This window comes from Cytobacillus sp. BC1816 (assembly GCF_051353635.1).
In the GTDB taxonomy this organism is placed as follows: domain Bacteria; phylum Bacillota; class Bacilli; order Bacillales; family Cytobacillaceae; genus Cytobacillus; species Cytobacillus oceanisediminis_C.
Genome location: NZ_CP195611.1, coordinates 5,097,437 through 5,119,841 on the forward strand (window position 1 = coordinate 5,097,437; position 22,405 = coordinate 5,119,841).

General features: G+C 43.7%; 23 protein-coding genes. 2 read left to right on the top strand and 21 right to left on the bottom strand.

Annotated features, from left to right (window positions below; genetic code table 11):
• Nucleotides 1-2: 2 nt before the first annotated feature.
• The 16 genes from ACR42H_RS25595 to ACR42H_RS25670 form a co-directional block, all read right to left on the bottom strand.
• Nucleotides 3-1,589, bottom strand: coding sequence for a sensor histidine kinase (locus tag ACR42H_RS25595; RefSeq protein WP_436374111.1), 1,587 nt, complete (start codon nt 1,587-1,589; stop codon nt 3-5).
• Between the two features lie 219 nt (nt 1,590-1,808).
• Nucleotides 1,809-3,119, bottom strand: coding sequence for a UDP-N-acetylglucosamine 1-carboxyvinyltransferase (gene murA / locus ACR42H_RS25600; RefSeq protein WP_113882321.1), 1,311 nt, complete (start codon nt 3,117-3,119; stop codon nt 1,809-1,811).
• A 33-nt stretch (nt 3,120-3,152) separates the two neighbouring features.
• Complete coding sequence (locus ACR42H_RS25605; RefSeq protein ID WP_436374114.1) at nt 3,153-3,896, bottom strand: YwmB family TATA-box binding protein; 744 nt, start codon at nt 3,894-3,896, stop codon at nt 3,153-3,155.
• Nucleotides 3,897-4,316: 420 nt separating this feature from the next.
• The gene (locus tag ACR42H_RS25610; protein ID WP_113882323.1) at nt 4,317-4,568 is read right to left on the bottom strand and encodes a DUF1146 family protein; all 252 of its coding nucleotides are present in this window, start codon (nt 4,566-4,568) and stop codon (nt 4,317-4,319) included.
• Between the two features lie 279 nt (nt 4,569-4,847).
• Nucleotides 4,848-4,988, bottom strand: a complete 141-nt coding sequence (locus tag ACR42H_RS25615; protein ID WP_436374116.1) for a hypothetical protein — start codon at nt 4,986-4,988, stop codon at nt 4,848-4,850.
• Nucleotides 4,989-5,078: 90 nt separating this feature from the next.
• The gene (gene nuoN / locus ACR42H_RS25620) at nt 5,079-6,593 is read right to left on the bottom strand and encodes an NADH-quinone oxidoreductase subunit NuoN (RefSeq protein ID WP_436374118.1); all 1,515 of its coding nucleotides are present in this window, start codon (nt 6,591-6,593) and stop codon (nt 5,079-5,081) included.
• A gap of 6 nt (nt 6,594-6,599) precedes the next feature.
• Nucleotides 6,600-8,117, bottom strand: a complete 1,518-nt coding sequence (locus tag ACR42H_RS25625; RefSeq protein ID WP_436374120.1) for an NADH-quinone oxidoreductase subunit M — start codon at nt 8,115-8,117, stop codon at nt 6,600-6,602.
• Complete coding sequence (gene nuoL, locus ACR42H_RS25630; protein ID WP_113882326.1) at nt 8,114-9,982, bottom strand: NADH-quinone oxidoreductase subunit L; 1,869 nt, start codon at nt 9,980-9,982, stop codon at nt 8,114-8,116. The genes ACR42H_RS25625 and nuoL overlap by 4 nt, the downstream gene beginning before the upstream one ends.
• Before the next feature lie 147 nt (nt 9,983-10,129).
• A complete protein-coding gene (gene nuoK, locus ACR42H_RS25635) occupies nt 10,130-10,444 on the bottom strand; it encodes an NADH-quinone oxidoreductase subunit NuoK (protein ID WP_009332198.1) in 315 nt (104 codons plus the stop codon).
• Nucleotides 10,441-10,962, bottom strand: a complete 522-nt coding sequence (locus tag ACR42H_RS25640) for an NADH-quinone oxidoreductase subunit J (protein WP_436374122.1) — start codon at nt 10,960-10,962, stop codon at nt 10,441-10,443. The genes nuoK and ACR42H_RS25640 overlap by 4 nt, the downstream gene beginning before the upstream one ends.
• Complete coding sequence (gene nuoI / locus ACR42H_RS25645) at nt 10,959-11,378, bottom strand: NADH-quinone oxidoreductase subunit NuoI (protein WP_009332200.1); 420 nt, start codon at nt 11,376-11,378, stop codon at nt 10,959-10,961. Before nuoI ends, ACR42H_RS25640 begins: the two co-directional genes overlap by 4 nt.
• 300 nt (nt 11,379-11,678) lie before the next feature.
• On the bottom strand, nt 11,679-12,686 hold the full coding sequence (gene nuoH / locus ACR42H_RS25650; RefSeq protein ID WP_243506180.1) for an NADH-quinone oxidoreductase subunit NuoH: 1,008 nt from the start codon (nt 12,684-12,686) through the stop codon (nt 11,679-11,681).
• Nucleotides 12,686-13,786 (bottom strand): NADH-quinone oxidoreductase subunit D, encoded by a 1,101-nt coding sequence (locus ACR42H_RS25655; protein ID WP_113882329.1) that lies wholly within the window; start codon nt 13,784-13,786, stop codon nt 12,686-12,688. Before ACR42H_RS25655 ends, nuoH begins: the two co-directional genes overlap by 1 nt.
• A 3-nt stretch (nt 13,787-13,789) precedes the next feature.
• Entirely contained in the window at nt 13,790-14,941 is a 1,152-nt protein-coding gene (locus ACR42H_RS25660; protein ID WP_436374125.1) for an NADH-quinone oxidoreductase subunit C, read from the bottom strand.
• A gap of 3 nt (nt 14,942-14,944) precedes the next feature.
• Nucleotides 14,945-15,457 (bottom strand): NuoB/complex I 20 kDa subunit family protein, encoded by a 513-nt coding sequence (locus ACR42H_RS25665; protein WP_035327895.1) that lies wholly within the window; start codon nt 15,455-15,457, stop codon nt 14,945-14,947.
• On the bottom strand, nt 15,448-15,822 hold the full coding sequence (locus ACR42H_RS25670; RefSeq protein ID WP_113882330.1) for an NADH-quinone oxidoreductase subunit A: 375 nt from the start codon (nt 15,820-15,822) through the stop codon (nt 15,448-15,450). Before ACR42H_RS25670 ends, ACR42H_RS25665 begins: the two co-directional genes overlap by 10 nt.
• Nucleotides 15,823-16,446: 624 nt before the next feature.
• On the opposite strand from ACR42H_RS25670, the gene ACR42H_RS25675 reads away from it, so the two are divergent.
• Nucleotides 16,447-17,163 carry a LysM peptidoglycan-binding and 3D domain-containing protein gene (locus ACR42H_RS25675; protein WP_113882331.1) on the top strand — a complete coding sequence of 239 codons (717 nt, stop codon included), beginning with the start codon at nt 16,447-16,449 and terminating at the stop codon, nt 17,161-17,163.
• A 46-nt stretch (nt 17,164-17,209) separates the two neighbouring features.
• On the opposite strand, the gene ACR42H_RS25680 is transcribed toward ACR42H_RS25675, so the two are convergent.
• Nucleotides 17,210-17,455 carry a hypothetical protein gene (locus tag ACR42H_RS25680; protein WP_436374128.1) on the bottom strand — a complete coding sequence of 82 codons (246 nt, stop codon included), beginning with the start codon at nt 17,453-17,455 and terminating at the stop codon, nt 17,210-17,212.
• 449 nt (nt 17,456-17,904) lie between these two features.
• Here ACR42H_RS25680 and ACR42H_RS25685 point away from each other — a divergent pair, with 449 nt between their 5' ends.
• Nucleotides 17,905-18,093: a hypothetical protein gene (locus tag ACR42H_RS25685; RefSeq protein WP_436374130.1), complete on the top strand. Its 189-nt coding sequence runs from the start codon at nt 17,905-17,907 to the stop codon at nt 18,091-18,093.
• Between the two features lie 156 nt (nt 18,094-18,249).
• On the opposite strand, the gene ftsZ is transcribed toward ACR42H_RS25685, so the two are convergent.
• The 4 genes from ftsZ to ACR42H_RS25705 all read right to left on the bottom strand — a co-directional run bounded on the left by ftsZ (nt 18,250) and on the right by ACR42H_RS25705 (nt 22,396).
• Complete coding sequence (gene ftsZ / locus ACR42H_RS25690; RefSeq protein WP_113882333.1) at nt 18,250-19,407, bottom strand: cell division protein FtsZ; 1,158 nt, start codon at nt 19,405-19,407, stop codon at nt 18,250-18,252.
• A 209-nt stretch (nt 19,408-19,616) separates the two neighbouring features.
• A complete protein-coding gene (locus ACR42H_RS25695) occupies nt 19,617-20,024 on the bottom strand; it encodes a F0F1 ATP synthase subunit epsilon (RefSeq protein ID WP_035327916.1) in 408 nt (135 codons plus the stop codon).
• 22 nt (nt 20,025-20,046) lie between these two features.
• The gene (gene atpD, locus ACR42H_RS25700) at nt 20,047-21,468 is read right to left on the bottom strand and encodes a F0F1 ATP synthase subunit beta (RefSeq protein ID WP_436374133.1); all 1,422 of its coding nucleotides are present in this window, start codon (nt 21,466-21,468) and stop codon (nt 20,047-20,049) included.
• A 70-nt stretch (nt 21,469-21,538) separates the two neighbouring features.
• On the bottom strand, nt 21,539-22,396 hold the full coding sequence (locus tag ACR42H_RS25705; RefSeq protein ID WP_009332212.1) for a F0F1 ATP synthase subunit gamma: 858 nt from the start codon (nt 22,394-22,396) through the stop codon (nt 21,539-21,541).
• Nucleotides 22,397-22,405: the final 9 nt, after the last annotated feature.

A 22,405-nucleotide genomic window follows, 5' to 3' on the forward strand; every position in this document is an offset into this window, starting at 1 on the left:
TATCATTTTGGCAAGTAGACAGTAAACACCGTGCCATTTTCTTCATTACTGTCAAATTCAATCATTCCGCCTAATGACCGTGCTTCATCGTTTACATTCCCTAGACCATATCCTCTATGTTTTCCCTTAGAAGAAAAACCGATTTGAAAAATAAATGGCTTGTCCTCATCCTTAATCCCCTTGCCATTGTCATTGATTTCAAAAATTATGTCATTTCCGATATCTGTCACAAAGAAATAAACCATCTTTTCTTCTTTTTCTGCAACGGCATCAAATGCATTATTTATGAGATTTCCCAAAATAATGATCAGGGAAGATAGCTTGAATTTTTCCGGAAGGCATTCCAGCGAGCTTTCTGGATCAATAACAAAATTTACTTTCTTTTCCGACGCCTGCGCCATTTTCCCTAATAGAATAGCCTGGACTTTTTCATCCTGAATTTTCGATAGTAATAAATCTTCCTCAATCGAATGGATATGGGCCTCATTTTTAATAAACTCAATCGCTTCCTCCTTCTTATTCAGCTGAAGAAGACCGAGAATGGCATAAAGCTTATTGGTGAATTCATGAGCTTGAGCTCTCAGGTCATCGGAATACTGCCTAACCTCTGATAGGGCATCAATCATGTGCTTGATTTCTGTCCGATCACGGAAGCTTCCGACCATCCCTTTCTTTTGTTCTTTTTCAATAATTGGCTCAGTGCTGACGATCATAATTTTATCTTTGTATTGTATTTCAACATTCATTTGCTTTTCATTGTTTAAAAGGAATTTTAACATTTCTGAGGAACCAATTACTTCAGTTAAGGGCCGCCCTTCTGCCTGTGCCTCAATATCCAGCATATGCTGGGCAGACGAGTTCATCATGGTGATAACTCCTTGTTCATCCACAGCAATGATTCCCTCTCGCACCGATTGCAGGATTGCATTTCTTTCTCTGAACAAAGCGGCAATTTCATATGGCTCCAGATTGAGGGTATCTTTGCGAATGCTGTTGGCCAAAAGAAAGCTTCCAAAAATCCCTATGATTAAGATCAATACGGAGGCCTTTAGAATCTTTGTGATGTCATCCCAAATAGAAAGATATATCGCATTCATTTCATATAAAACAACCACTGTACCCTCGACTTTTTTATATGGTCCGTAATCCACCATAACTGGGGCAATCGCTTTAAGCACCTTTCTGCCGTTTTCCGTTGTTTGGAGTACGTAATAGCTCCCATAAGTAAGCGCTTTATCGGCATTGTCATTATTCAGCATTTTATATAAACCCTGTTCATCTGTTGAAGCAATCAGCCGCCCATCACGGCCCTGAAAAAATACAGTCATGGGCTTGGATTGATATTTAATCTGGTCCATCAATATATTGATATTTTCATGTTCGCCGCCATGCCGAAAGAAATCTTGAAGGGCAGGCATATAAGACAGGGTCTTGGCCGTTTCCAAGGAAATATCCCTCGCCTTTACCACATCATCAGCCTGCTTCATATAAATAAATAAGCCTGATAAAGACGTGATGATAAATATAATCAGCATGAGGACCAATCCCAGAATTTTCACCTTCAATGAAACCTTTAGGAATTTTTTCATGATATCTTCATTAGCTGTTCACTATATCCCATCTTTTTCTTTTATATTAGTATAAATATTCATAATTATCCATGAATCCTTCTTACTAGTCGGTTAAAATTAAAAACCGCAGAATCGATTTGTCAGTCATCTGACAGCTCGATTCTGCGGTTTCAGCTTAAAATGCGCGCAAGGCGACTATTTTGACGACTTACAGGTGGCCGCCTTGATTGGCATTACTTATGCGTTCATGTCAGAAACAATGCTGTTATTAACAGGTGCTTCTTCCACTTCTGTCACACGTTCGATATCTGCACCCAGTGCAGCAAGCTTTTCGTGGAAATTCACGTATCCGCGGTCAAGATGCTTCAGCTCTGTTACGCGTGTTACGCCATCTGCCACCAATCCAGTCAGGATCAACGCAGCGGCTGCACGAAGATCTGTAGCAGCTACTTCTGCACCCTGCAGATTGCTTGGTCCGTTCATAATGACAGAACGGCCTTCAATTTTAATATCAGCGTTCATGCGGCGGAATTCCTCCACATGCATAAATCGGTTTTCGAATACAGTTTCCGTGATCACACTTGTACCCTGAGCGTGAAGCAATAGGGCCATCATCTGTGATTGCATGTCTGTCGGGAAGCCAGGGTGAGGCATTGTTTTAATATCAGCTGCCTTCAATTTATCTGGACCCAATACACGGATTCCTTCAGCTTCTTCGATGAAGGTAACACCCATTTCTTCCATCTTGGCGATCAAAGAAGCGGAATGCTCAGGAACAGCACCCTTTACAAGAACGTCTCCGCCTGTAATGGCAGCTGCTACCATGAATGTACCTGCTTCAATGCGGTCAGGAATGATGTTGTGCTCTGCACCAAACAGTACGTCCACACCTTCAATGCGGATCGTGCCAGTTCCTGCCCCTTTAACCTTTGCACCCATTTTATTCAGGAAGTTAGCTAAGTCAACAATTTCCGGTTCCTTTGCTACGTTTTCCAAAATCGTTGTGCCTTTGGCTAATGTTGCAGCCATCATAATGTTTTCCGTAGCACCAACACTAGGGAAATCGAGATATATTTTTGCTCCATGCAAGCGGCCATCTGGTGCTTCCGCTTCAATAAAGCCATTACCAACCTTTACTTTCGCACCCATCGCTTCAAAGCCTTTTAAATGCTGATCGATCGGGCGGGAACCGATTGCGCAGCCCCCTGGCAATGCCACACGGGCACGGCCATTTCTTGCTAATAAAGATCCCATGACTAAAACTGAAGCACGCATTTTGCGTACATATTCAAAAGGTGCTTCTACCTTCAACTCTCGAGATGCATTTACTGTTACTGTATTATTTTCAAACTCCACTTCGGCGTTTAAATAGCGTAATACTTCATTAATAGTATATACATCGGAGAGTGTTGGGACATCACGAATTACGCTTTTGCCATCACTTGCTAACAGTGTTGCGGCGATAACCGGTAAGACAGCATTTTTTGCTCCTTCTACTTTGACAGTACCGCTTAACCTTTTTCCGCCGCGGACGATGATTTTATCCAAAGTGTATTCCCCTCCGCGTCCAATTTCTCTATATTAATATTCAATCGTTATGATGGGTGTGCCAATAACTATGTTTGTCTTGGCGCCCATTCCTTGTGTCCGTAATCCAAGCTGCATGTTCATTTTATTGCCATTTGTCTCAATGGATTCACCAAAAAGCGGTGAATTTGCTGATGCTGAAATAAATTGGTCTTCTTTTAGTGCTTCTATTTCTGTTGCGTTAAAAGCTGCAAGCAATTGAGTTGCAGTATCAGGCAAAGACTTATTCATCTTATCATTGAATTCACCCTGGATACAAGAGAAAATTGTGGCATTTCCTCGAAAAATGTCAGAAATCTTACTATTCAGTTCTGCAGCCAGTTCGCTCTGTTCTTTCTTCCACCCCTGACCTTTGGCCTCATAAATCACATACGTCTGAACTTGACCATTTGTGGGGGTCGATAAGACTTTTACTGCTTCTGACTGAGTATCTGTTTTCATAATAATTGCTTGTGCTTCCCAAGACTTTTCTGATCTTTTAAAGCTCCATTCCCAATCAGGATATTTCGCCTGCAATTCATTGGTGAATGCTTTCACTTCCTGAAGGGATTGAAGGTTTTCCATTTTTTCTCTCGCATGCAAAGTCCAATTCTTGATTAAAATATTCTCGCCCTGTAAAACCGAGGCCATCGTTAACAGGTCAAGCTCCCCTTTGGCTACAGTCGTCTTATTCCCAATGTTTATCATCATGAAACCAATAATGGCAATAATGGATAATGTCATGAATAAATTTTTCATCTGTAAACTCCTCCCCTTAGTACCATTGTTACCAAGGATAGAGAGAGCATACTTGGGAATTGTCGTCACTTTTTGACAAACTGAACAGGCAGCAAAATCACTGTTAACTCGATGCTATTCCTGCCCTTTTTTGCATACCTTGAAAAACGTTTCACAAACTAGTATGTATGCAGGAAAACAAGCAACAAAAAGATTTTACTCAATAATTATCAAATTGAAAACATGTATGAAGACCTATATTTATAAGAAAAGCGGAAGTGCCTTGCCCATCCCCGACAAGCATAAGACAAGCCTCACGGGAAGGCGTTCTTTGCCTTGCTGGCTTATGACCTCGAGGGGATAGGCGCTGGAGCTAGGCAGTTATCAAAGTTCCAAGAAATAGCTCTAGATATTATAAATATAGCCATCAAAATGCAGCACCTAAAGAAAGGTAATGTTCTGCAGAATAAGCGGCAGCTGCTGGGACCATAGAAGATAATCGAGAAAGAAATTGCTTACGGCTGATCCAATCACAATGGAAAGCAGAATATACAGTACTCTTGCCTGAAAAACATGATTCGGACGCAATAACGTTTCGAACCGCAGTGCCTGAAGCGCCCACCAGGCCAGCGCAATAAACACCAGATGAGACATAATGCTGATAAGTGCCTGTTGCCCAAATCCTGATACCATCTTCTTCCCTCCCTTAAAAATTAGCCACGTCGCTTACCTGTTTTGTACGCTACAATACCATTTGACGTTTATCTTACCAGGTAAGTTTCATAACTGGATATTTTTTGAAAATTAAGTTTCTTTCTTTTTCGCAGTTTGTATGTCCATTATATCGAATTGTCGAAAAAACACGAAGTATAAACAGGGGCAAACAAAAAGAAGGGGAAAATTCCCCCTCCCTATTAATACCCCTTTTTAGCTTTAGCATTTTAAAACTCCCATTTTAAAAAGCGATTTCACTTAAAAATTCTGTCCGCTGATTTCAGCACGGGACAATTGCTGTCCGCTGATTTCAGCACGGGACAATTGCTGTCCGCTGATTTCAGCACGGGACAATTGCTCTCCGCGAATCAGCACCGCACGAAGAATATACGGATACATTTTCGAGGAGCAAGTGCCAACAGCGAAGATCAACTCAGTGGCTAAACTTATATTTGGTTAGAAAACAAGAAATTACTTTATGAAACATGCTTATTGAAAGAAATCAGTAAACTGGTTGAAATTGCCCTGCAGGAAGTCAAACGCGATATTCGGTGCAACTCCAAACAGGATTGTTGCTGCCAGGCTGATGCCGATAACAGCTGTTAATGCAGCTGGGATCTTAACCTTCCCTGTATCACCTGCTGGCCTGAAAAACATTTGCACCATTACACCGAAGTAATAGAAGTATGAAACAACTGTTGTTGCAATCATAATCGATACTAATACATAATGTCCTTCACTCGGCACTAATGCACCCATAAAGATATTCAATTTGCCTATAAAACCTGCTGTTCCCGGAATTCCTGCAAGCGAGAGCAGGAAGATGGCCATGGCAATGGCCAGGAACGGCGCGCGGCGATATAGGCCGGCAAATTGACTGATATCTTCAGAGCCCGATTTATGTGTTACATGCTGGATGATGGCAAAAGCACCCAGGTTCATGAATAAGTAGGCTCCCAGATAGAACCAGAGTGTATCAAACATGAATAGTGACATGCTCGCAATGACGACCAGCAGATAACCAGCCTGCGCGATACTGGAATAGGCAAACAAACGCTTGATATTCCGCTGTCTTAACGCTATCAAGTTCCCAATAATCATCGTGGCTCCTGCCAGGAAGGCTATGTAATCCTGGAGAGCGAGAATCATCGGCAGCCCCTGGGCATCACCGGATGGTGCATTGGCAAAGATTGAGAACAGGATGCGGATCATAATGATGAATCCGGCTGTTTTAGAAACTACACTTAGAAAAGCTGTTACAGGTGTAGGTGCTCCCTGGTACACATCAGGCGCCCACATATGGAACGGTGCTGCTGCCAATTTGAAGGATAGCCCCACCACAATCATAAAGAACGCAAGGCCAAGGAGGTAAATATGCTGCTCGTTATAGACGGATGTCAAAAATCCGGCCATTTCCTTTAAGTTCGTAGTTCCCGTTAAACCATATACATAACTCATTCCAAACAAAGTGATCGCTGTGGCGATACTGCCATTTATCACATATTTCATGGCAGATTCATTTGAATGAAGATTTCTTTTTCTCATGCCTGCAAGAATATAGGACGAGATGGAAAGAAGCTCAAGTCCCACAAACAGGGTAATTAAGTCTCCACTTGAAGACATGATCATCGCTCCAAGCAATGCAGCCATGAATAGATAGAAAAATTCCCCCCTGAATTCTTCCAATCCTTCATTTGGCTCATAGCCAATGGCAATCAGCAGTACCATTGCCGATCCGATCAAAAGCAGCAGCTTAAAAGCTTTTGCAAATGAATCAAGCCTGAATGTATCAAGCAAAATGGATTCCGGGCCGTGTCCGATAAGGCCCAGTAAGGAAACAAGTGCTGCCAGAACTCCGGCAAAGCCAACCCAGCCGAGAATTTTCCGGCTTTGTGATTTCGGCATAAACAAATCCATTAGTGAAAGAGCGGTCGCAACACCAAGGATGATGAGCTCCGGCGTCATAATGCCCCATTCATATGATAATAATGTTTCGAGATCCATCCTTCATCACCCTCCTATCCCCAGCATGATCGTTTCAAGTGTTGATGTCAGCGGTTCGCTCAGTACACTTGGATAAACACCAATCAGGACAATTAAGCCGACTAAGACCAGGACAGGCACAAACTCAAACTTCCTCATATCCGTTACGCCGGCAAAGTCTCTAAGCGCTTTGCCGTATGTGATGCCCAGTACCGCGCGAAGCAGGTAAACAGCTGTCATAATAATTCCGATCGCACCGACTGCAGCAAGAATCGGCAGTTCTTTAAAAAGGCCAAGGAAGGCCATAAATTCACTTACAAACCCTGACATGCCAGGCAGGCCAAGTGAGGCCATAGCCCCTGCAAGCAGGAAGCCTGCTGTAATCGGCATCCCTTTTGCCAAACCGCCGAGATTTTGAATATTGGATGTTTGAACGCGTTCATAAAAAACACTAACAAGGAAGAATAAAAGTGCTGCGATTAAGCCGTGAGAAACAACCTGGAAAATCGCCCCCTGGATTCCTGCCTCATTTAATGCGCCTAACCCGATTAAAACGATTCCCATGTGGGAAATAGAGGAGTAGGCCAGCACCATTTTAAAATCGGTCTGAACAAACGCCAGAAATGCTCCGTACAGTAAATTCACGACTCCGAGCACAGCCAGCCATACAGCAAGGCTTTGGAATTGCTCAGGAAATATTCCCATGCCGAAGCGGATTAAACCGAATGCCCCTATTTTCAAAAGCACTCCTGCGTGCAGCATGACGATTGATGGCGGAGCTTGTACGTGAACCCTTACCATCCAGCTATGCAGCGGGAATATAGGAAGCTTCACACCAAATGCAATTAAAAGCGCAATCAGCAGGCCCATTTTCATATTTTCAGAGATTGGCGCAACCAGCTGCGGATTATCCGCGTTCATTGCAGCCATCAAAGCATCAATATTAGCTGTGCCAGTTCGGGCAAACAGCACCATAATGACAATCAGCAGAACAGCAGATCCAAGTCCGTTATAGATCAGGAAGCTGTATGCTGCATTTTCCTTTTCAAAGTAACCCCATTTCCCGATCAGGAAGAAGGTCGGAATCAAGGTGATTTCAAAGAAAATAAAGAAGAGAATCAGGTTTTCAGCCGCAAATACACCAAGCATGCCGACTTCAAGCAGCAGGAACAGCATGAAGTAGCCCTTCCATTCTTTTTTAATATGAATAGAGGCAATAGCCGCCAGTGTAGAAAGCACGGCTGTGAGCACAACCATGATTAATGAAAATCCATCCAGGCCCAGTTCATAATCAATGGAAAAAAGGTTGCCCATCTGGCCGGAATCTCCAAACTGAATCCAGCTGACTTTTTCATTAAGCTGTTCCAGGCCTGCACCTGCCCGGTATTGAAAATAGGCTATCAGTGCCAATACCAGTGCCGGAATGGTAGCCAAAAATCCAACGGTCTTGATCAATGATTCCTGTGTTTTTGGCAGGAATGATAATACTAAAATACCAAGGAGCGGGGAGAAAACTAAAATGGATAGAAAATAAGTTAAGTTCATTTTAAGTACCCCCCTGTAAACGCATAGATGACAACTAAAATAGCAAGCCCGACGAAAGCCACTGTTCCGTATGTCTGAATCTGGCCATTTTGAAATTTAGAACCCAGTCTTCCGAGCGAAGACGTGATTCCAGTCACGCTCTTCACAAGCCCTTCAACCAGGAACACTTCCAGGAAGCGCAGGAATGAGCTAATGAATTTCGCACCATTCACCACTGTCAGCGAATAGAATTCATCAATATAATATTTATTGTACAGAACGTTGTATGAAAGCGGCATTCTGCTTGTAAGCCAGTCGCGGGCAAGCGAACGTTTGCCGTACATTAGCCATGCAAGGAAAATTCCAAGCAGGGATACAGCAGTGGCGACAATCATTATCCATGCAGGTCCCTCAATATGGCCATGGCCCAATGCATGGTTATCTTCCACGAGCCAATCACCAAGAAACGTACCAAACCATGGCGTATTCACATATCCAGCCACTACAGCCAGCACCCCTAGGACCACCATTGGCAGCGTCATCACACTAGGCGACTCGTGAACATTTTTCATATCGGTTCTTGCTTCACCAGCGAAAACCATAAAAAACAGACGGAACATATAAAATGCCGTAAAGAATGCAGCAATCACCGCCAGCCAGAACAGCACTGTATTCCCATGCGCCCAGGCAGCAATTAAAATTTCATCTTTACTGAAGAATCCTGAAAATAATGGAACCCCGCTGATTGCCAGTGTCCCAATCAGGAATAGAGGGCCAGTTACGCGCAGCTTTTTCCATAATCCGCCCATATGTTCAATATTCTGTGTATGAACCGCGTGGATGACACTTCCGGCTGCAAGAAACAGCAAGGCCTTGAAAAAGGCATGTGTCATTAAATGGAATACACCGGCTACATATCCGGCAGAACCCAGTGCCAGCATCATATAGCCAAGCTGGCTGACGGTTGAATAAGCGAGCACCCGCTTAATATCCTTTTGGACCAGGCCGATGCTTGCCGCAAAAATGGCTGTGAACGCCCCAATTACAGCAACTGTCATCAATGCTGTTTCACTTGCTGTAAACAGCGGGAACAGAGCTGCCACTAAATACACACCTGCCGCTACCATTGTCGCAGCATGGATTAATGCGGATACCGGCGTCGGTCCTTCCATTGCGTCCGGAAGCCAGGTATGCAGCGGGAACTGGCCCGATTTACCAACAGCCCCTACAAAAATAAGAATGGCTGTTAACGTAATCATTGTGCTCGAAATAGCACCAGCTTCAACAGCTGCAAAAATTTCATCATACTCGAAGCTGCCAGCCTGCCAGAATAATAGAATCATTCCGATCAAAAGGCCGACGTCTCCAATACGGGTCATGATAAATGCTTTTTTAGCAGCAGCCTTTGCTTCCTCTTTGTAAAAATAGAAACCGATCAGCAGGAAGGAACCAAGTCCGACAAGCTCCCAGAAGAAGTACGTCTGAAGCAGATTAGGCGAGATGACAAGGCCCAGCATGGCAAATGTAAATAACCCTAAATATGCATAGAAAACAGGGAAGCGGTCATCACCCTGCATATAGCCTTTCGAATACGTATGTACCAGGAAACTGACAAGTGATACAATCACCAGCATCAGTGCATTTAACTGATTAACTTCAAAACCCGCTGTTAACTGAACATCCCCTATAGTCAGCCAAACGCCTTCTGCTTTAAAAGTTGGTGCCGAAAACCGGTCAAATAGCACCAATATTGAATAGACAAGCGATGCCAGGGTAAACAGAATTCCTATATAAGCACTCGCTTCTTTTAGCCGTTTGCCGAATAAAATAAGGAACAAAAACGATAAAAGCGGGAAAAGCGGTATGATCCATGCATTCTCCATCATTATCACAATCCCCTTTTTTGAACACGCCATAATGCTTGGCGTGTCAGATTGGGACCTTTTTTTCAGGTCCATAAAGGCGGCGCCATTTATGGCAGCCTTCACTACTCTCTATTCTCAGCCAGTCCGGCTGCATTTTTCAAGGTCTCTTTAGTGTTTCATTGCATCCATTTCATCAATGTTAACGCTCTTTTTATTACGGTACAGGGCAATTAATATCGCCAGGCCAACTGCTGCTTCTGCTGCTGCAACAGTGATTGTAAACAAAGCAAATATCTGACCTGTTATGGATGGCATAATGCCGTATTTGCTGAATGCCACCAGATTAATATTGACCGCATTCAGCATCAGTTCGATCGAGATCAGGACAATTACGGTATTGCGCTTTGTCAAGGCACCATACAGCCCGATGCAGAAGAGAATTAAAGCCAATGCCAGGTAGGCTTGAACGGGAACTGTACTCATTCCTTTTCCGCCTCCTTCTCATCATCCTTTTTGGCCAAAACAATAGAACCAATTAAAGCGACCAATAATAGAACAGATGTTACTTCAAATGGAATGATGAATTTTGAGTAAAGCTCAATTCCGATTTGCTCTGTATTATTGACATGAAGGTCATTCGGCGCTGCCGGCAAATCGAGGTTGTATATCCCGATGTACACTGCGAAAGCAAAGCCAAGCACACCCAGGAATAATAACAGCTTTCGCCAGCGGCCTGTTTTCGGCTCGCTTGTATCATTATGGCGGGTCAGCATGATTCCGAACAGCATGATGATGGTGATGGCACCGGAGTAAATTAAGATCTGAACTGCAGCCAGGAATTCAGCTGAAAGCAGCACGTAAATACCGGCAATGCTTACAAATGTAAATACCAGGGCGACAACCATATGCACGACTTTGGTTAAGTTTAATAAAAGCACGCCGCCGATGACCGCAACTAAAGCTAGTGACATAAACGCTAAAAACTCACCTGAAAACGTCATGCTTTATTCACCTTCCGTATATTTTCATCATTTTCATCAAGCCATTCAAGATTTTTAAACAGCTCATCCCGGCTATATTCCGCCAGTTCAAAATTATTGGTCATGATAATCGCTTCGGTTGGGCAGACCTCTGTACACAAGTCGCAAAGGATGCAAATTTCGAAATTGATATCATAGGTATCAATGATTTTTCCCTTTTTGGCCGGGTCCGGATGCTTTTTGCCTGTCAGCTGGATACAATCGGTAGGACAAATATTTGCACACTGATTGCACACGATGCATTTTTCAGGATAAAACTTTTGAATTCCCCTGAACCGGTCCGGAAGCGGAAGCGGTTCATTCGGATAGTCATAGGTTACCTTTTTGCGTGTCAGGTTTTTTAGGGTATACGATAATCCTTTCGCTAAACCAAGCATGTTTTTTCACCCCTTGTTAAGAAATGCGTAAGGCGCCCGCTTATCGGCGACAAGCATAAGACGAGCCGGCTAAAAGGTTGTTTTTTAACCTTTTGGACGGATTGGCTTATGACCTCGAGCCGATGGCGCCTGGAGCTGGACAATTTAAGATATGCGGAAAAGTCTTGCCCACCCCCGACACCTCGAGGGGGCAGGCGCTCCTCCTAAAAGCTAACGCTTTTAGTCCTGCGATGAGGATGCTCTCGAACCGTTCCTAGTGGAGCTGGACAGTTCCCGAAGGTTTATGATGCCGGTTCTCAATTAAAAAATATTCAGCCATTCTTTCAGCAAAGCTGTTAAGAAGATATTCGCAAGCGCTACCGGCAGCAGAACCTTCCAGCCAAATTCCATGAGCTGGTCTGCACGAAGGCGCGGGAATGTGACACGAAACCAAACCAGGATAAAGATTACAGCCGTGAACTTAAGCGCAAACCAAACGGCACCTGGAATGAAATCCAGGAATGGAAGCGGCAGCCACCCGCCAAGGAATAATACGGTTGTCAACGAAGCCATTGCAAAGAAATATACATATTCCGCAAGCATGAAGAATGCCCAGCGGAAGCCGGAATATTCAACATGGAAACCTGCGACCAGCTCTGATTCCGCTTCAGGCAAGTCAAACGGAACACGGTTCAGCTCTGCTGTCGAAGCAATCAGGAATACGATGAAAGCAATTGGCTGCCAAATGATGAACCAGCCATTTTTTTGCGCTTCCACGATCTCATTGAGGTTTAAGCTGCCTGTTAAAAGGATAATGCCTAATACAGACATAACGAGCGGAATCTCATAAGAAATCATCTGGGCCGCAGCACGCATCCCTCCAAGCAGGGCATATTTATTATTGGAAGCCCATGCTCCGGTGACAATACCGACTGTTGTCAGCCCGGAAATGGCAATGTAATACAGCAATCCAACTCCAATATCAGCAAACTGAAGTTTATCTGTAAAAGGAATCGTTGCCAGCACCATGAATGCCGGTGCAAACGCAATGACCGGTGCAAGAATGAACAGCGGCCTGTCTGCAAGTTTAGGAATGGTGTCTTCTTTTAATAAAAGCTTCAATACATCAGCAACGGTCTGAAGCAGCCCCCAGCGTCCGCCGACCTGATTCGGGCCATGGCGCAGCTGCATAAACCCCATGACTTTACGTTCTGCCAGGATGGCGTAAGTAACAAATCCCAAAACGACTAAAAGCAAAACGGTGGCAAGCAAGAAGAAAATACCGAAATTAAGCAGACCTGCTTCGGAATAAAGAAGTTCTTCTACCATTATCCGTCCACCTCCCCAAGGACAATATCAATTGCCCCTAAAATAGCAATCAAGTTCGCAATGTTTTCGCCTTCAAGCAATTTTGGGAGAATTTGAAGATTATAGAATGATGGCCTCCGGAATTTTAACCGGTATGGCTCTTTCTTTCCATCACTCGCAATATAGCAGCCGATCTCTCCCCGCGGAGACTCGATTCTTACAAACGCTTCCCCTTTCGGCGCTTTAATGATTTTTGGCACTTTTGCCAGAATATCGCCTTCTGAAGGGAATTGTTCAACAGCCTGTTCAAGGATCTTTAATGATTCTTCAATTTCCTTCATGCGCACATGATAGCGGGCCCATGCGTCCCCTCCGTCCTGCACGGCAACATCGAAATCGAAGCGGTCATAGATGGAATATGGCTCATCTTTCCGGAGGTCCCATTTCACGCCTGTGCAGCGAAGATTTGCACCGCTGAGCGAGTAGTTTAAAGCTTCCTCTTTCGTATACTTTCCTACCCCTTTGACACGGTTCATGAAAATTTCATTTCCTGTTACAAGCTGATGATAGCCTTTCAGCTGTTCACGCATATAGGGAACAAACTCTCTTACTTTATCAATCCAGCCTTCAGGAGCATCCCATTTTACACCGCCGACACGCATATAGTTAAACGTTAAGCGGCCCCCGGATATCTCATTCAGCATATTGATAATCATTTCACGTTCTCTGAAAGCATACAGGAATGGGCTTGTCGCTCCAATATCCAGCAAATAGGTACCCCACCATACGAGATGACTGGCAATCCGGCCAAGTTCCATGGTAATTACCCGCAGATATTCGGCCCGATCCGGAATTTTAAGATCCATCATCGTTTCAACGGCATGGACAAGGATATAGTTATTCGTCATGGCGGCAAGATAATCCATTCTGTCTGTATAAGGAATAATTTGCGTATACTGCAGGTCTTCAGCCAATTTCTCCGTTCCACGGTGCAGATAGCCGATGACCGGTTTCGCCTCTTTGATGATCTCACCATCAATTTTCAGAACAAGGCGGAAAACACCGTGCGTACTTGGATGCTGAGGTCCAACATTCAAAAGCATTTCTTCGGTTCGCAGCACTGGTTACACCTCCACATCGTACGGTTCATAGTCTTTGCGCAGCGGATGCCCGATCCAGTCTTCCCCAAGCATAATCCGATATAAATTAGGGTGGCCCTTAAACTGAATGCCCAGCAAATCATATGTTTCACATTCCGGCCAATCCGCTCCCGCCCATAACGGCTGCAGAGAATCGATTTCCGGCTTATCACGGTCAATTTTAACCTTAAGCGCAACAGATTGGCGCTTTTTGTATGAGTATAAGTGTGCATACACTTCCATATGCGTCTCAAAATCAGTGCCATGAAGTTCTGATAGATAATCAAAACCAAGCTGTTCATTATATTTCAGAAATTCTGCTAATTTAAAATATGATTCAGCCTTGGCAACCAAAGTCGGCACATCCTTGGAAAGGTCATTAATATAGTTCTCTTCAAGAACGTCAGCACCAAGATTCTCTTCAATTACCTTCACATATTTATCAAGATAAGGCTGATTAACGGATGGCGCTTTTTCTGCAGCTGGTTCGGTGTCTGCCTTGCTTCCGGCAGCTTTTGCCTTTGCGGCTGCAGCTGCGGCGGCCTTTGCTTTTGCGGCTGCGATTGCCTTGGCCTTTTCATCATCTCCAGACCCGCCAGCTTTACCTGAAGCAGCTAATTTTGCTTTTGCGGCTGCGGCGGCTTTCGCCTTTGCGGCTGCAATGGCTTTTGCTTTTTCGTCATCCCCGCCAGCTTGTTTTGCTTGAGCAGCGGCTTTCGCCTTAGCTGCTGCGGCGGCCTTTGCCTTCGCGGCTGCGGCGGCTTTTTGCTTGGCAATGTCCATATCTTCTGCAGGTGATTCTTCCTTCGCTTCGCCCTGCTCTTTCGCCTTCATTTTAGCCAGTGCTGCAGCCTTTGCCTTCGCGGCTGCGGCGGCTTTTTGCTTGGCAATGTCCATATCTTCTGCAGGTGATTCTTCCTTCGCTTCGCTCTGCTCTTTCGCTTTCATCTTTGCTAGTGCTGCAGCCTTTGCCTTCGCGGCTGCGGCAGCTTTTTGCTTGGCAATGTCCATATCTTCTGCAGGTGATTCTTCCTTCGCTTCGCCCTGCTCTTTCGCCTTCATTTTAGCCAGTGCTGCAGCCTTCGCTTTAGCTGCCGCTTCTTTTTTCAGCTGTTCAAGATCTTTTTCTCCGCTCATAGGTTAGATCACCTTCTTTCCAGTCTTAGCCTCATAACGGATTTTTTCTTTTAGCTTATTAATTCCATAAATCAATGCTGCCGGGTTCGGCGGGCATCCTGGTATGTATACATCAACAGGGACAATCTGGTCGACCCCTTTTACAACTGAATAAGATTTAACATATGGCCCTCCCGCTGTTGCACAGGAACCCATTGCAATTACCCATTTTGGTTCAGGCATCTGATCGTAAAGACGGCGGACAATTGGCGCCATTTTCTTTGTTACTGTACCTGAAACAATCATGACATCAGACTGACGGGGAGATGTACGGAAAAAAGATCCGAAACGGTCCAAATCGTAATGCGATGAACCAACACCCATCATTTCAATGGCACAACAAGCAAGCCCGAAGGTCATTGGCCACAATGAATTACTCCGCGCCCACGCTTTAATCTGTTCCAAAGTTGCCATAAACACATTACGCTGCAGTTCTTCCATTTCTTCTGGTGTAATATTATCCAGCTTTAAATCCATTTCAGCACCTTCTTTTTCCATGCATAAACAAGACCAATTACTAGCATAAATACAAAAATCAGCATCTCAATCAATGCAAAAATACCAAGTTTCTCATAGGCCACAGCCCATGGATACAAAAATACCGTCTCTACATCAAAAATGACAAACATCAGGGCAAAAATATAATAGCGGACATTGAACTGCACCCTCGAATCATGGAATGGCTCAATCCCGCTCTCATATGTGGTATACTTCGTATCATATGGCTTATAGGGCCGCAAAAGCTTTCCCAAAAACAAAGCCACCACAGGCAGTATAACTCCCAGGCACAAAAACACAAAAACTATCAAATAGTTATTCTGATATAAATTCCAAAGCTCCATGCCCATCCCCTCCAATGCTGAAAATTTTCACAACATTTAAACATGTAACCGTAACCATTATACACCCTACTCCCCCATGTGTCGACACAACCTCAGACTATTATTGGAAATTCTATCTATGCCCAAAATCGGATACCAGAAATAGAATTTCCATACGCAGTTCCCAGCTGGTTTAACACCTTCTCCAGATTATATGAGCTTGCCCCCAGTCAATATCCATTAATTCTTCTTTTATATTCTTCTACCATTAAAAGTTAAACTTCCTGCTTTGTCAGTGAGATATCTAACACCTTAAAAGGGTTTTTCATTTTAAGCCTAAGTTTTTTGTATTCATGGTTCCTTGAGTTATTCGGTCATTTCCCGTTCTACCAGAATACAGCACTGACATATTGGAATATAAACTACTTACAAAAGTTTCTATTTAAACCATCTTAAGGATTAAATGTATCAAATATGACTATTTCTGATGCTTTTTATTCATCTATTATGAACATTATTATAGTTTGCCAATTCTTCGTTAATTTCCTGAAATGTGCGTAATTAAACTATAACTCCCCTGTTCTTTTTCTCAGAATTTTCTGTGCTAGCATAGAAATTGTCAACCAAGCTATTAGGAGGCTTAATATGAAAAAGTATTTTTATTATCTGCTCGCAGCTATAACCATCTGGAGTACAGCAGGTGCGAGCGCATATGCAGAAGAAGTAACTGTAAACAAAGGGGATACCCTGTGGTCCATAGCACAAAAACATGAAGTATCCGTTCAGGATATTAAAAATTGGAATGGTCTAACCGGGGATTTGATTCATCCAAATGATAAACTCGATGTTTCACCTGAAGAAATATACATAGTAAAATCCGGAGATACTCTATGGAATATTGCCAAAACATACGGTATAAATGTACATAATCTCAAAAAATGGAATCAGCTGAACTCAGACGTTATTAATCCTGGTTTAGAGCTTATCATCTATAAAAATGGCTCTGTGAAGGAAACAAAATCTAAAACAGTTGTAAAAGCCGCTAACACAGAACAGCCTGCAGCTGAAGCAGGCAAAAGTCTGACTGTCACTGCAACTGCCTATACAGCCAGCTGTGAAGGATGCATCGGCATTACTAAAACAGGAGTAAATCTTATTGATAACCCTGATGCAAAAGTTATTGCGGTGGATCCGGACGTAATTCCTTTGGGTTCTAAAGTATTTGTAGATGGATATGGCTATGCTACTGCCGAGGATATTGGCGGGGGAATTAAAGGAAATGAAATTGATGTGTTTATTCCTGCCACACCAGATGCCATGCAATGGGGAAGAAAAGAGGTAAAAGTTACGATTCTGAATTAAATGCTATTAACGAAGAGGTCTCTCACACAGGGACCTCTTAAATATGTTATTCATTATATGGCAGCTTTTTAACCAAGTATGTTTCAGACACCCCGCAAAATGCTTTTAATAGATTTTGCATACATTTTATCCGAATCGCTTCGTCAAATAAAAATACATTAAAAATCTCCGCTTCAAGCATGATGAATATTTTCATGGTTGCATCATCCTTATTGCTTATATGAATATTTGTAAAATAGCTGATTAACTCTCTTTCATAATATTCTATCGTTCCAAATAATACAGTCGACAAGGATATCACCCCCTGGTTTTCTTAAACCTTGTCTTTTATAAAAAACAAAATATATAATTTTCAATGTCGCTACCTGTCTAGCTCCAAAAGGAACGCTTCGACAGCATCATCATCGCAGAACTAAAATTAGGAGGAGCGCCTGCCCCCTCGAAGTCAAAGCTTGTCTAGCTGCGGCTCCTAGGGGCTAGGGGTCATGCAGAAGTTGCCACAGGACGTGGCCGTTCCCAGTCTGCGTTCCATCGTGGGCAAGGCGCTTATGCTTTTCTTAGCACATGTTGATAATATATGATTCTATTCTACGGGTTTCAACAAAATCTGACACATTTAACAAAATAGTTAAATTAGTTAAAAAGGCCATTTGTTTTTAATATAAATGAAACATGGCTGTTTCCTATGAAATTATATTTTGTGATAAAGTTATCTTAAGAGCTAAATTAGGAGAAATACATATGACTAAAAACAACTGCCCAGTTATTCAAAAATTCGATGAGCTCGTTAAAAAAAGCAATGAGCTAAAAAAAGAACTAGACATCACTCCTTTTGAAGATAAACAAAAGTTCATGAGCCTTCTCAAAAAGCTTATGACCGTGCATAAGAATTTGGATCAGTTAACCCTATATGACCAGACAAAGTATTGAAATAATACAAGGACAGGCTATGCCTGTCCTTTCTTCATGTATAAAATCTGGATTGCGGCTATCAGCCACTCACCCACCAACATATCAACCATTAATTCTATTCGATTAAGTTCACCTAAAAACAGGCTGCCATCAAAAGGCAGCCTGTTTTTAGTATTAGCGTCTTCTTCGGTTTCTAAGGAACGCCGGGGTATCAAGTGACTCTTCTTGCGGGTCAGCATGCACCCGGTAATCTTCCTGAACCGGTTCCCGATGTTCTCTAGCCGGACGGCGATTGCTTGGTTCTTCTGCATACTGATATGTATGAACATATTCTCTTTCTGCTGTTGGTCTTGAACTAGGTTTGGCACGTAATTCCTCTTGCTCATTAAAGCCGGTCGCAATAACCGTAACAAGTATTTCTTCCTTTAGGGAATCATTAATGACCGAGCCAAAAATCATATTCACTTCCTCATCAGAAGCGGAGGCGACGATGTCTGCAGCCTCTTGCACTTCATATAAGCTGATATTAGCACCGCCTGTAATATTCATGATGACGCCGCGGGCTCCATTAATGGACGTTTCTAATAAAGGACTTGATATTGCTTTACGGGCTGCTTCAGCCGCGCGGTCTTCCCCAGTGGCAATTCCAATCCCCATCAATGCTGTTCCTTTATGGGACATAACTGTTTTAACATCGGCAAAATCGAGATTGATTAAACCAGGAACGGCAATCAAGTCAGAAATGCCCTGAACACCCTGGCGGAGGACATTGTCTGCTTCCATAAACGCTTCAAGCATAGGTGTTTTCTTATCAATAATCTCTAATAAGCGATCATTTGGAATAATAATTAGCGTATCGACTGCTTTTTTCATTGCCTCAATGCCTGCATCTGCATTGGCTGCACGCTTGCGGCCTTCGAACTTGAAGGGGCGGGTTACCACACCAATTGTCAGAGCGCCTACTTCACGGGCAATACGTGCAATGGCAGGAGCAGCACCAGTTCCAGTTCCGCCGCCCATTCCGGCAGTAACGAATACCATGTCAGCACCCTTCAATACTTCACGAAGCTGACTTTCACTTTCTTCAGCCGCCTTCCTGCCTACATCAGGATTTGCCCCTGCTCCCAGGCCCCTCGTTAAGGTAGCACCGATTTGCATGGTTACTTCTGCCTTTGATTGATTTAGAGCTTGTCCATCTGTATTAACAGCAATAAACTCTACTCCCTCAACTCCATGTTCAATCATCCTGTTTACAGCGTTGTTTCCCCCGCCTCCGACTCCGATGACTTTGATCGTAGCATATTGGTCTATATTTGTATCAAACTCCAGCATTGCGGCTCCTCCTTTAGTTCAAATAGAATTGCATGATTGCTTTAAAAAAGAGAGTAACCCTTTAAAGGTTTACTCTCTTCTATTGTAAAGGCCTATATGAAAGAATTCGAGTGATATATCTATTTTTTGGGGCAATTTTCTTAAAATTCCTGTGGTAAATATTACTATAAAAAACACCCCCAGCTTAGCCAGGGGTGCTGATGTTTTTATTAGAACTTTCTTTCCGAAACTTCGATCCGATTGATTGCACGCTGAAGTGCAAGCTCTGCACGGCGAAAATCAATGTTTTCACGCTTCTGCTCATTCAAGCGCTGTTCAGCACGCTGTTTCGCACGAACGGCACGCTCTACATCAATCTCATCTGCCTGCTCAGCAGATTGCGCTAAAATCGTTACCTGCTCCGGACGAACTTCCAGGAATCCGCCGCTTACTGCGACGAAATCAGTTTTTCCGCCGTTTTTTAAACGAACGGCTCCAATTTGTAACGGTGCAACCATTGGAATGTGTCCAGGTAAAATTCCAAGCTCACCGCTTTGAGCTTTTGTGCTTACCATTTCCACATCTGATTCATACACCGGGCCATCGGGAGTAACAACACTGACTTTAATCGTCTTCATTTTTTACCCTCCTGGTCCAGAATTAGACCTCTACGCCCATTTTCTTAGCACTCTCGATAACTTCTTCGATTCGGCCGACAAGTCGGAATGCATCTTCTGGCAGGTGGTCATACTTTCCTTCAAGAATATCTTTGAAGCCTTTAACTGTTTCTTTAACCGGTACGTATGATCCTGGCTGGCCAGTAAACTGCTCAGCAACGTGGAAGTTTTGTGACAAGAAGAACTGGATACGGCGTGCACGTGCTACGATTAGCTTATCTTCATCAGAAAGCTCGTCCATACCAAGAATCGCGATGATATCCTGAAGTTCTCTGTAACGCTGTAATGTCTGCTGCACCTGGCGTGCAACTGAGTAGTGCTCTTCGCCAACGATTTCCGGTGACAATGCACGGGAAGTGGAAGCGAGCGGATCCACCGCTGGGTAGATACCCATCTCAGAAAGCTTACGCTCAAGGTTAGTTGTTGCATCTAAGTGGGCGAAAGTTGTAGCCGGAGCCGGATCCGTATAGTCATCGGCCGGTACGTAAATCGCCTGGATGGAGGTAACAGAACCTACGTTAGTAGATGTGATACGTTCCTGTAATTTACCCATTTCAGTAGCTAGTGTCGGCTGGTAACCAACGGCAGATGGCATACGGCCTAATAGGGCTGATACCTCTGAACCTGCCTGTGTGAAACGGAAGATGTTATCCATGAAGAAAAGAACGTCCTGTCCCTGGTCATCACGGAAGAATTCTGCCATTGTCAAACCAGTCAGGGCAACACGCATACGCGCTCCTGGCGGCTCGTTCATCTGACCGAATACCATCGCTGTTTTCTTGATAACGCCTGAATCTGTCATTTCATGATAAAGGTCATTACCTTCACGAGTACGCTCACCTACACCGGCAAATACGGAAATACCGCCGTGCTCCTGAGCGATGTTATTGATCAATTCCTGGATTAATACGGTTTTACCTACACCGGCACCACCGAATAGACCGATCTTACCACCTTTAATGTATGGAGCAAGAAGGTCTACTACCTTAATTCCAGTTTCAAGAATTTCTACTTCAGTAGAAAGCTGCTCAAACTTAGGAGCCTCTCTGTGGATAGAATCACGACGGGCATCTGCAGGGATTGCAGGATCTAAGTCGATTGATTCACCAAGTACGTTGAATACACGTCCAAGTGTTATATCACCTACTGGTACAGAGATTGAAGCACCCGTGTCAACAACTTCACTTCCGCGCTGTAAGCCGTCAGTAGAAGACATTGCAATGGTACGGACTGTATCATCACCTAAATGAAGGGCAACTTCAAGGGTTAAGTTGATGTCAACTTCAGATTCGTTACGCGCTGGATTTGTAACAGTCAATGCATTATAGATCTCAGGTAGCTGGCCGCTTTCGAACTTTACGTCAACAACCGGACCCATAACTTGAAGAACGCGTCCTTTGTTCATCTTTTTCCCTCCGTTCATTTTACATAATGGAGAGCAGGCAACAACTCACCTGCTAACTCCGCTTTTCGTTTTATTCTAACGCGGCTGCTCCGCCGACGATTTCGGTAATTTCCTGCGTGATGGCTGCCTGACGTGCACGGTTGTAGCTTAAGCTTAATGAATTGATAAGATCTTTAGCATTATCCGTTGCATTCTGCATCGCTGTCATCCTTGCAGCATGCTCACTTGCCTTACTGTCTAATAGCGCACCGTAGATTAAGCTCTCAGCGTATTGAGGCAGCAATACTTTTAAAATTTCTTCAGCGGAAGGTTCAAACTCATATGATGTAAGCTTTTTAGAGCTGGAGATATCCGTAAGCGGAAGAAGCTTCTTCTCTGTTACATCCTGTTGAATCGCGCTGACATAATGGCTGTAGTACATATATAATTCATCAAATGTCTCATCAGCAAACATGCCAACTGTTTTGCTGGCAATATCTTTGATTTCAGCAAATGCTGGCTGGTCTGCAACCGCAACGATATCCAGAATGACGTTCATATTGCGTTTTTTGAAAAAGTCGCGGCCAACACGTCCGATCGCAATGATAGCATACTCATCCGGTGATTTATGGCGCTTTTGAATTGTCTGGTAGACATTTCGCAATACGTTACTGTTATAAGCTCCCGCAAGTCCGCGGTCAGACGTGATTACAAGATAACCAGTTTTCTTGACAGGGCGGCTGGTCAGCATTGGATGTGATACATCTTTGCTTCCCAAAGCGATGGATGCCGTAACTTCCTGGATTTTCTCCATGTAAGGCACGAATGACTTTGCATTCATTTCTGCCTTATTCATTTTCGCAGCTGATACCATCTGCATTGCTTTTGTAATTTGACTCGTTTTCTTCGTAGAAGTAATACGATTTTTTATATCGCGTAATGATGCCACAGGTTCTCA

Excerpts from the sequence above, each read along its gene's own strand:
- ACR42H_RS25695 (WP_035327916.1), bottom strand. The coding sequence starts at position 20,024 with ATGAAGACGATTAAAGTCAGTGTTGTTACTCCCGATGGCCCGGTGTAT.
- ACR42H_RS25610 (WP_113882323.1), bottom strand. The coding sequence starts at position 4,568 with ATGGTATCAGGATTTGGGCAACAGGCACTTATCAGCATTATGTCTCAT.
- ftsZ (WP_113882333.1), bottom strand. The coding sequence starts at position 19,407 with ATGCTGGAGTTTGATACAAATATAGACCAATATGCTACGATCAAAGTC.
- nuoK (WP_009332198.1), bottom strand. The coding sequence starts at position 10,444 with ATGAGTACAGTTCCCGTTCAAGCCTACCTGGCATTGGCTTTAATTCTC.
- ACR42H_RS25665 (WP_035327895.1), bottom strand. The coding sequence starts at position 15,457 with ATGGATTTAAAGCTGGATAATATTACACCAGAAGAAATGGAAGAACTG.
- ACR42H_RS25675 (WP_113882331.1), top strand. The coding sequence starts at position 16,447 with ATGAAAAAGTATTTTTATTATCTGCTCGCAGCTATAACCATCTGGAGT.
- ACR42H_RS25670 (WP_113882330.1), bottom strand. The coding sequence starts at position 15,822 with ATGGAGCTTTGGAATTTATATCAGAATAACTATTTGATAGTTTTTGTG.
- ACR42H_RS25640 (WP_436374122.1), bottom strand. The coding sequence starts at position 10,962 with ATGACGTTTTCAGGTGAGTTTTTAGCGTTTATGTCACTAGCTTTAGTT.
- ACR42H_RS25595 (WP_436374111.1), bottom strand. The coding sequence starts at position 1,589 with ATGAAAAAATTCCTAAAGGTTTCATTGAAGGTGAAAATTCTGGGATTG.
- nuoH (WP_243506180.1), bottom strand. The coding sequence starts at position 12,686 with ATGGTAGAAGAACTTCTTTATTCCGAAGCAGGTCTGCTTAATTTCGGT.
- nuoI (WP_009332200.1), bottom strand. The coding sequence starts at position 11,378 with ATGCTTGGTTTAGCGAAAGGATTATCGTATACCCTAAAAAACCTGACA.
- nuoL (WP_113882326.1), bottom strand. The coding sequence starts at position 9,982 with ATGATGGAGAATGCATGGATCATACCGCTTTTCCCGCTTTTATCGTTT.
- nuoN (WP_436374118.1), bottom strand. The coding sequence starts at position 6,593 with ATGGATCTCGAAACATTATTATCATATGAATGGGGCATTATGACGCCG.
- ACR42H_RS25625 (WP_436374120.1), bottom strand. The coding sequence starts at position 8,117 with ATGAACTTAACTTATTTTCTATCCATTTTAGTTTTCTCCCCGCTCCTT.
- ACR42H_RS25685 (WP_436374130.1), top strand. The coding sequence starts at position 17,905 with ATGACTAAAAACAACTGCCCAGTTATTCAAAAATTCGATGAGCTCGTT.
- ACR42H_RS25605 (WP_436374114.1), bottom strand. The coding sequence starts at position 3,896 with ATGAAAAATTTATTCATGACATTATCCATTATTGCCATTATTGGTTTC.
- ACR42H_RS25660 (WP_436374125.1), bottom strand. The coding sequence starts at position 14,941 with ATGAGCGGAGAAAAAGATCTTGAACAGCTGAAAAAAGAAGCGGCAGCT.
- ACR42H_RS25615 (WP_436374116.1), bottom strand. The coding sequence starts at position 4,988 with ATGTATCCGTATATTCTTCGTGCGGTGCTGATTCGCGGAGAGCAATTG.
- atpD (WP_436374133.1), bottom strand. The coding sequence starts at position 21,468 with ATGAACAAAGGACGCGTTCTTCAAGTTATGGGTCCGGTTGTTGACGTA.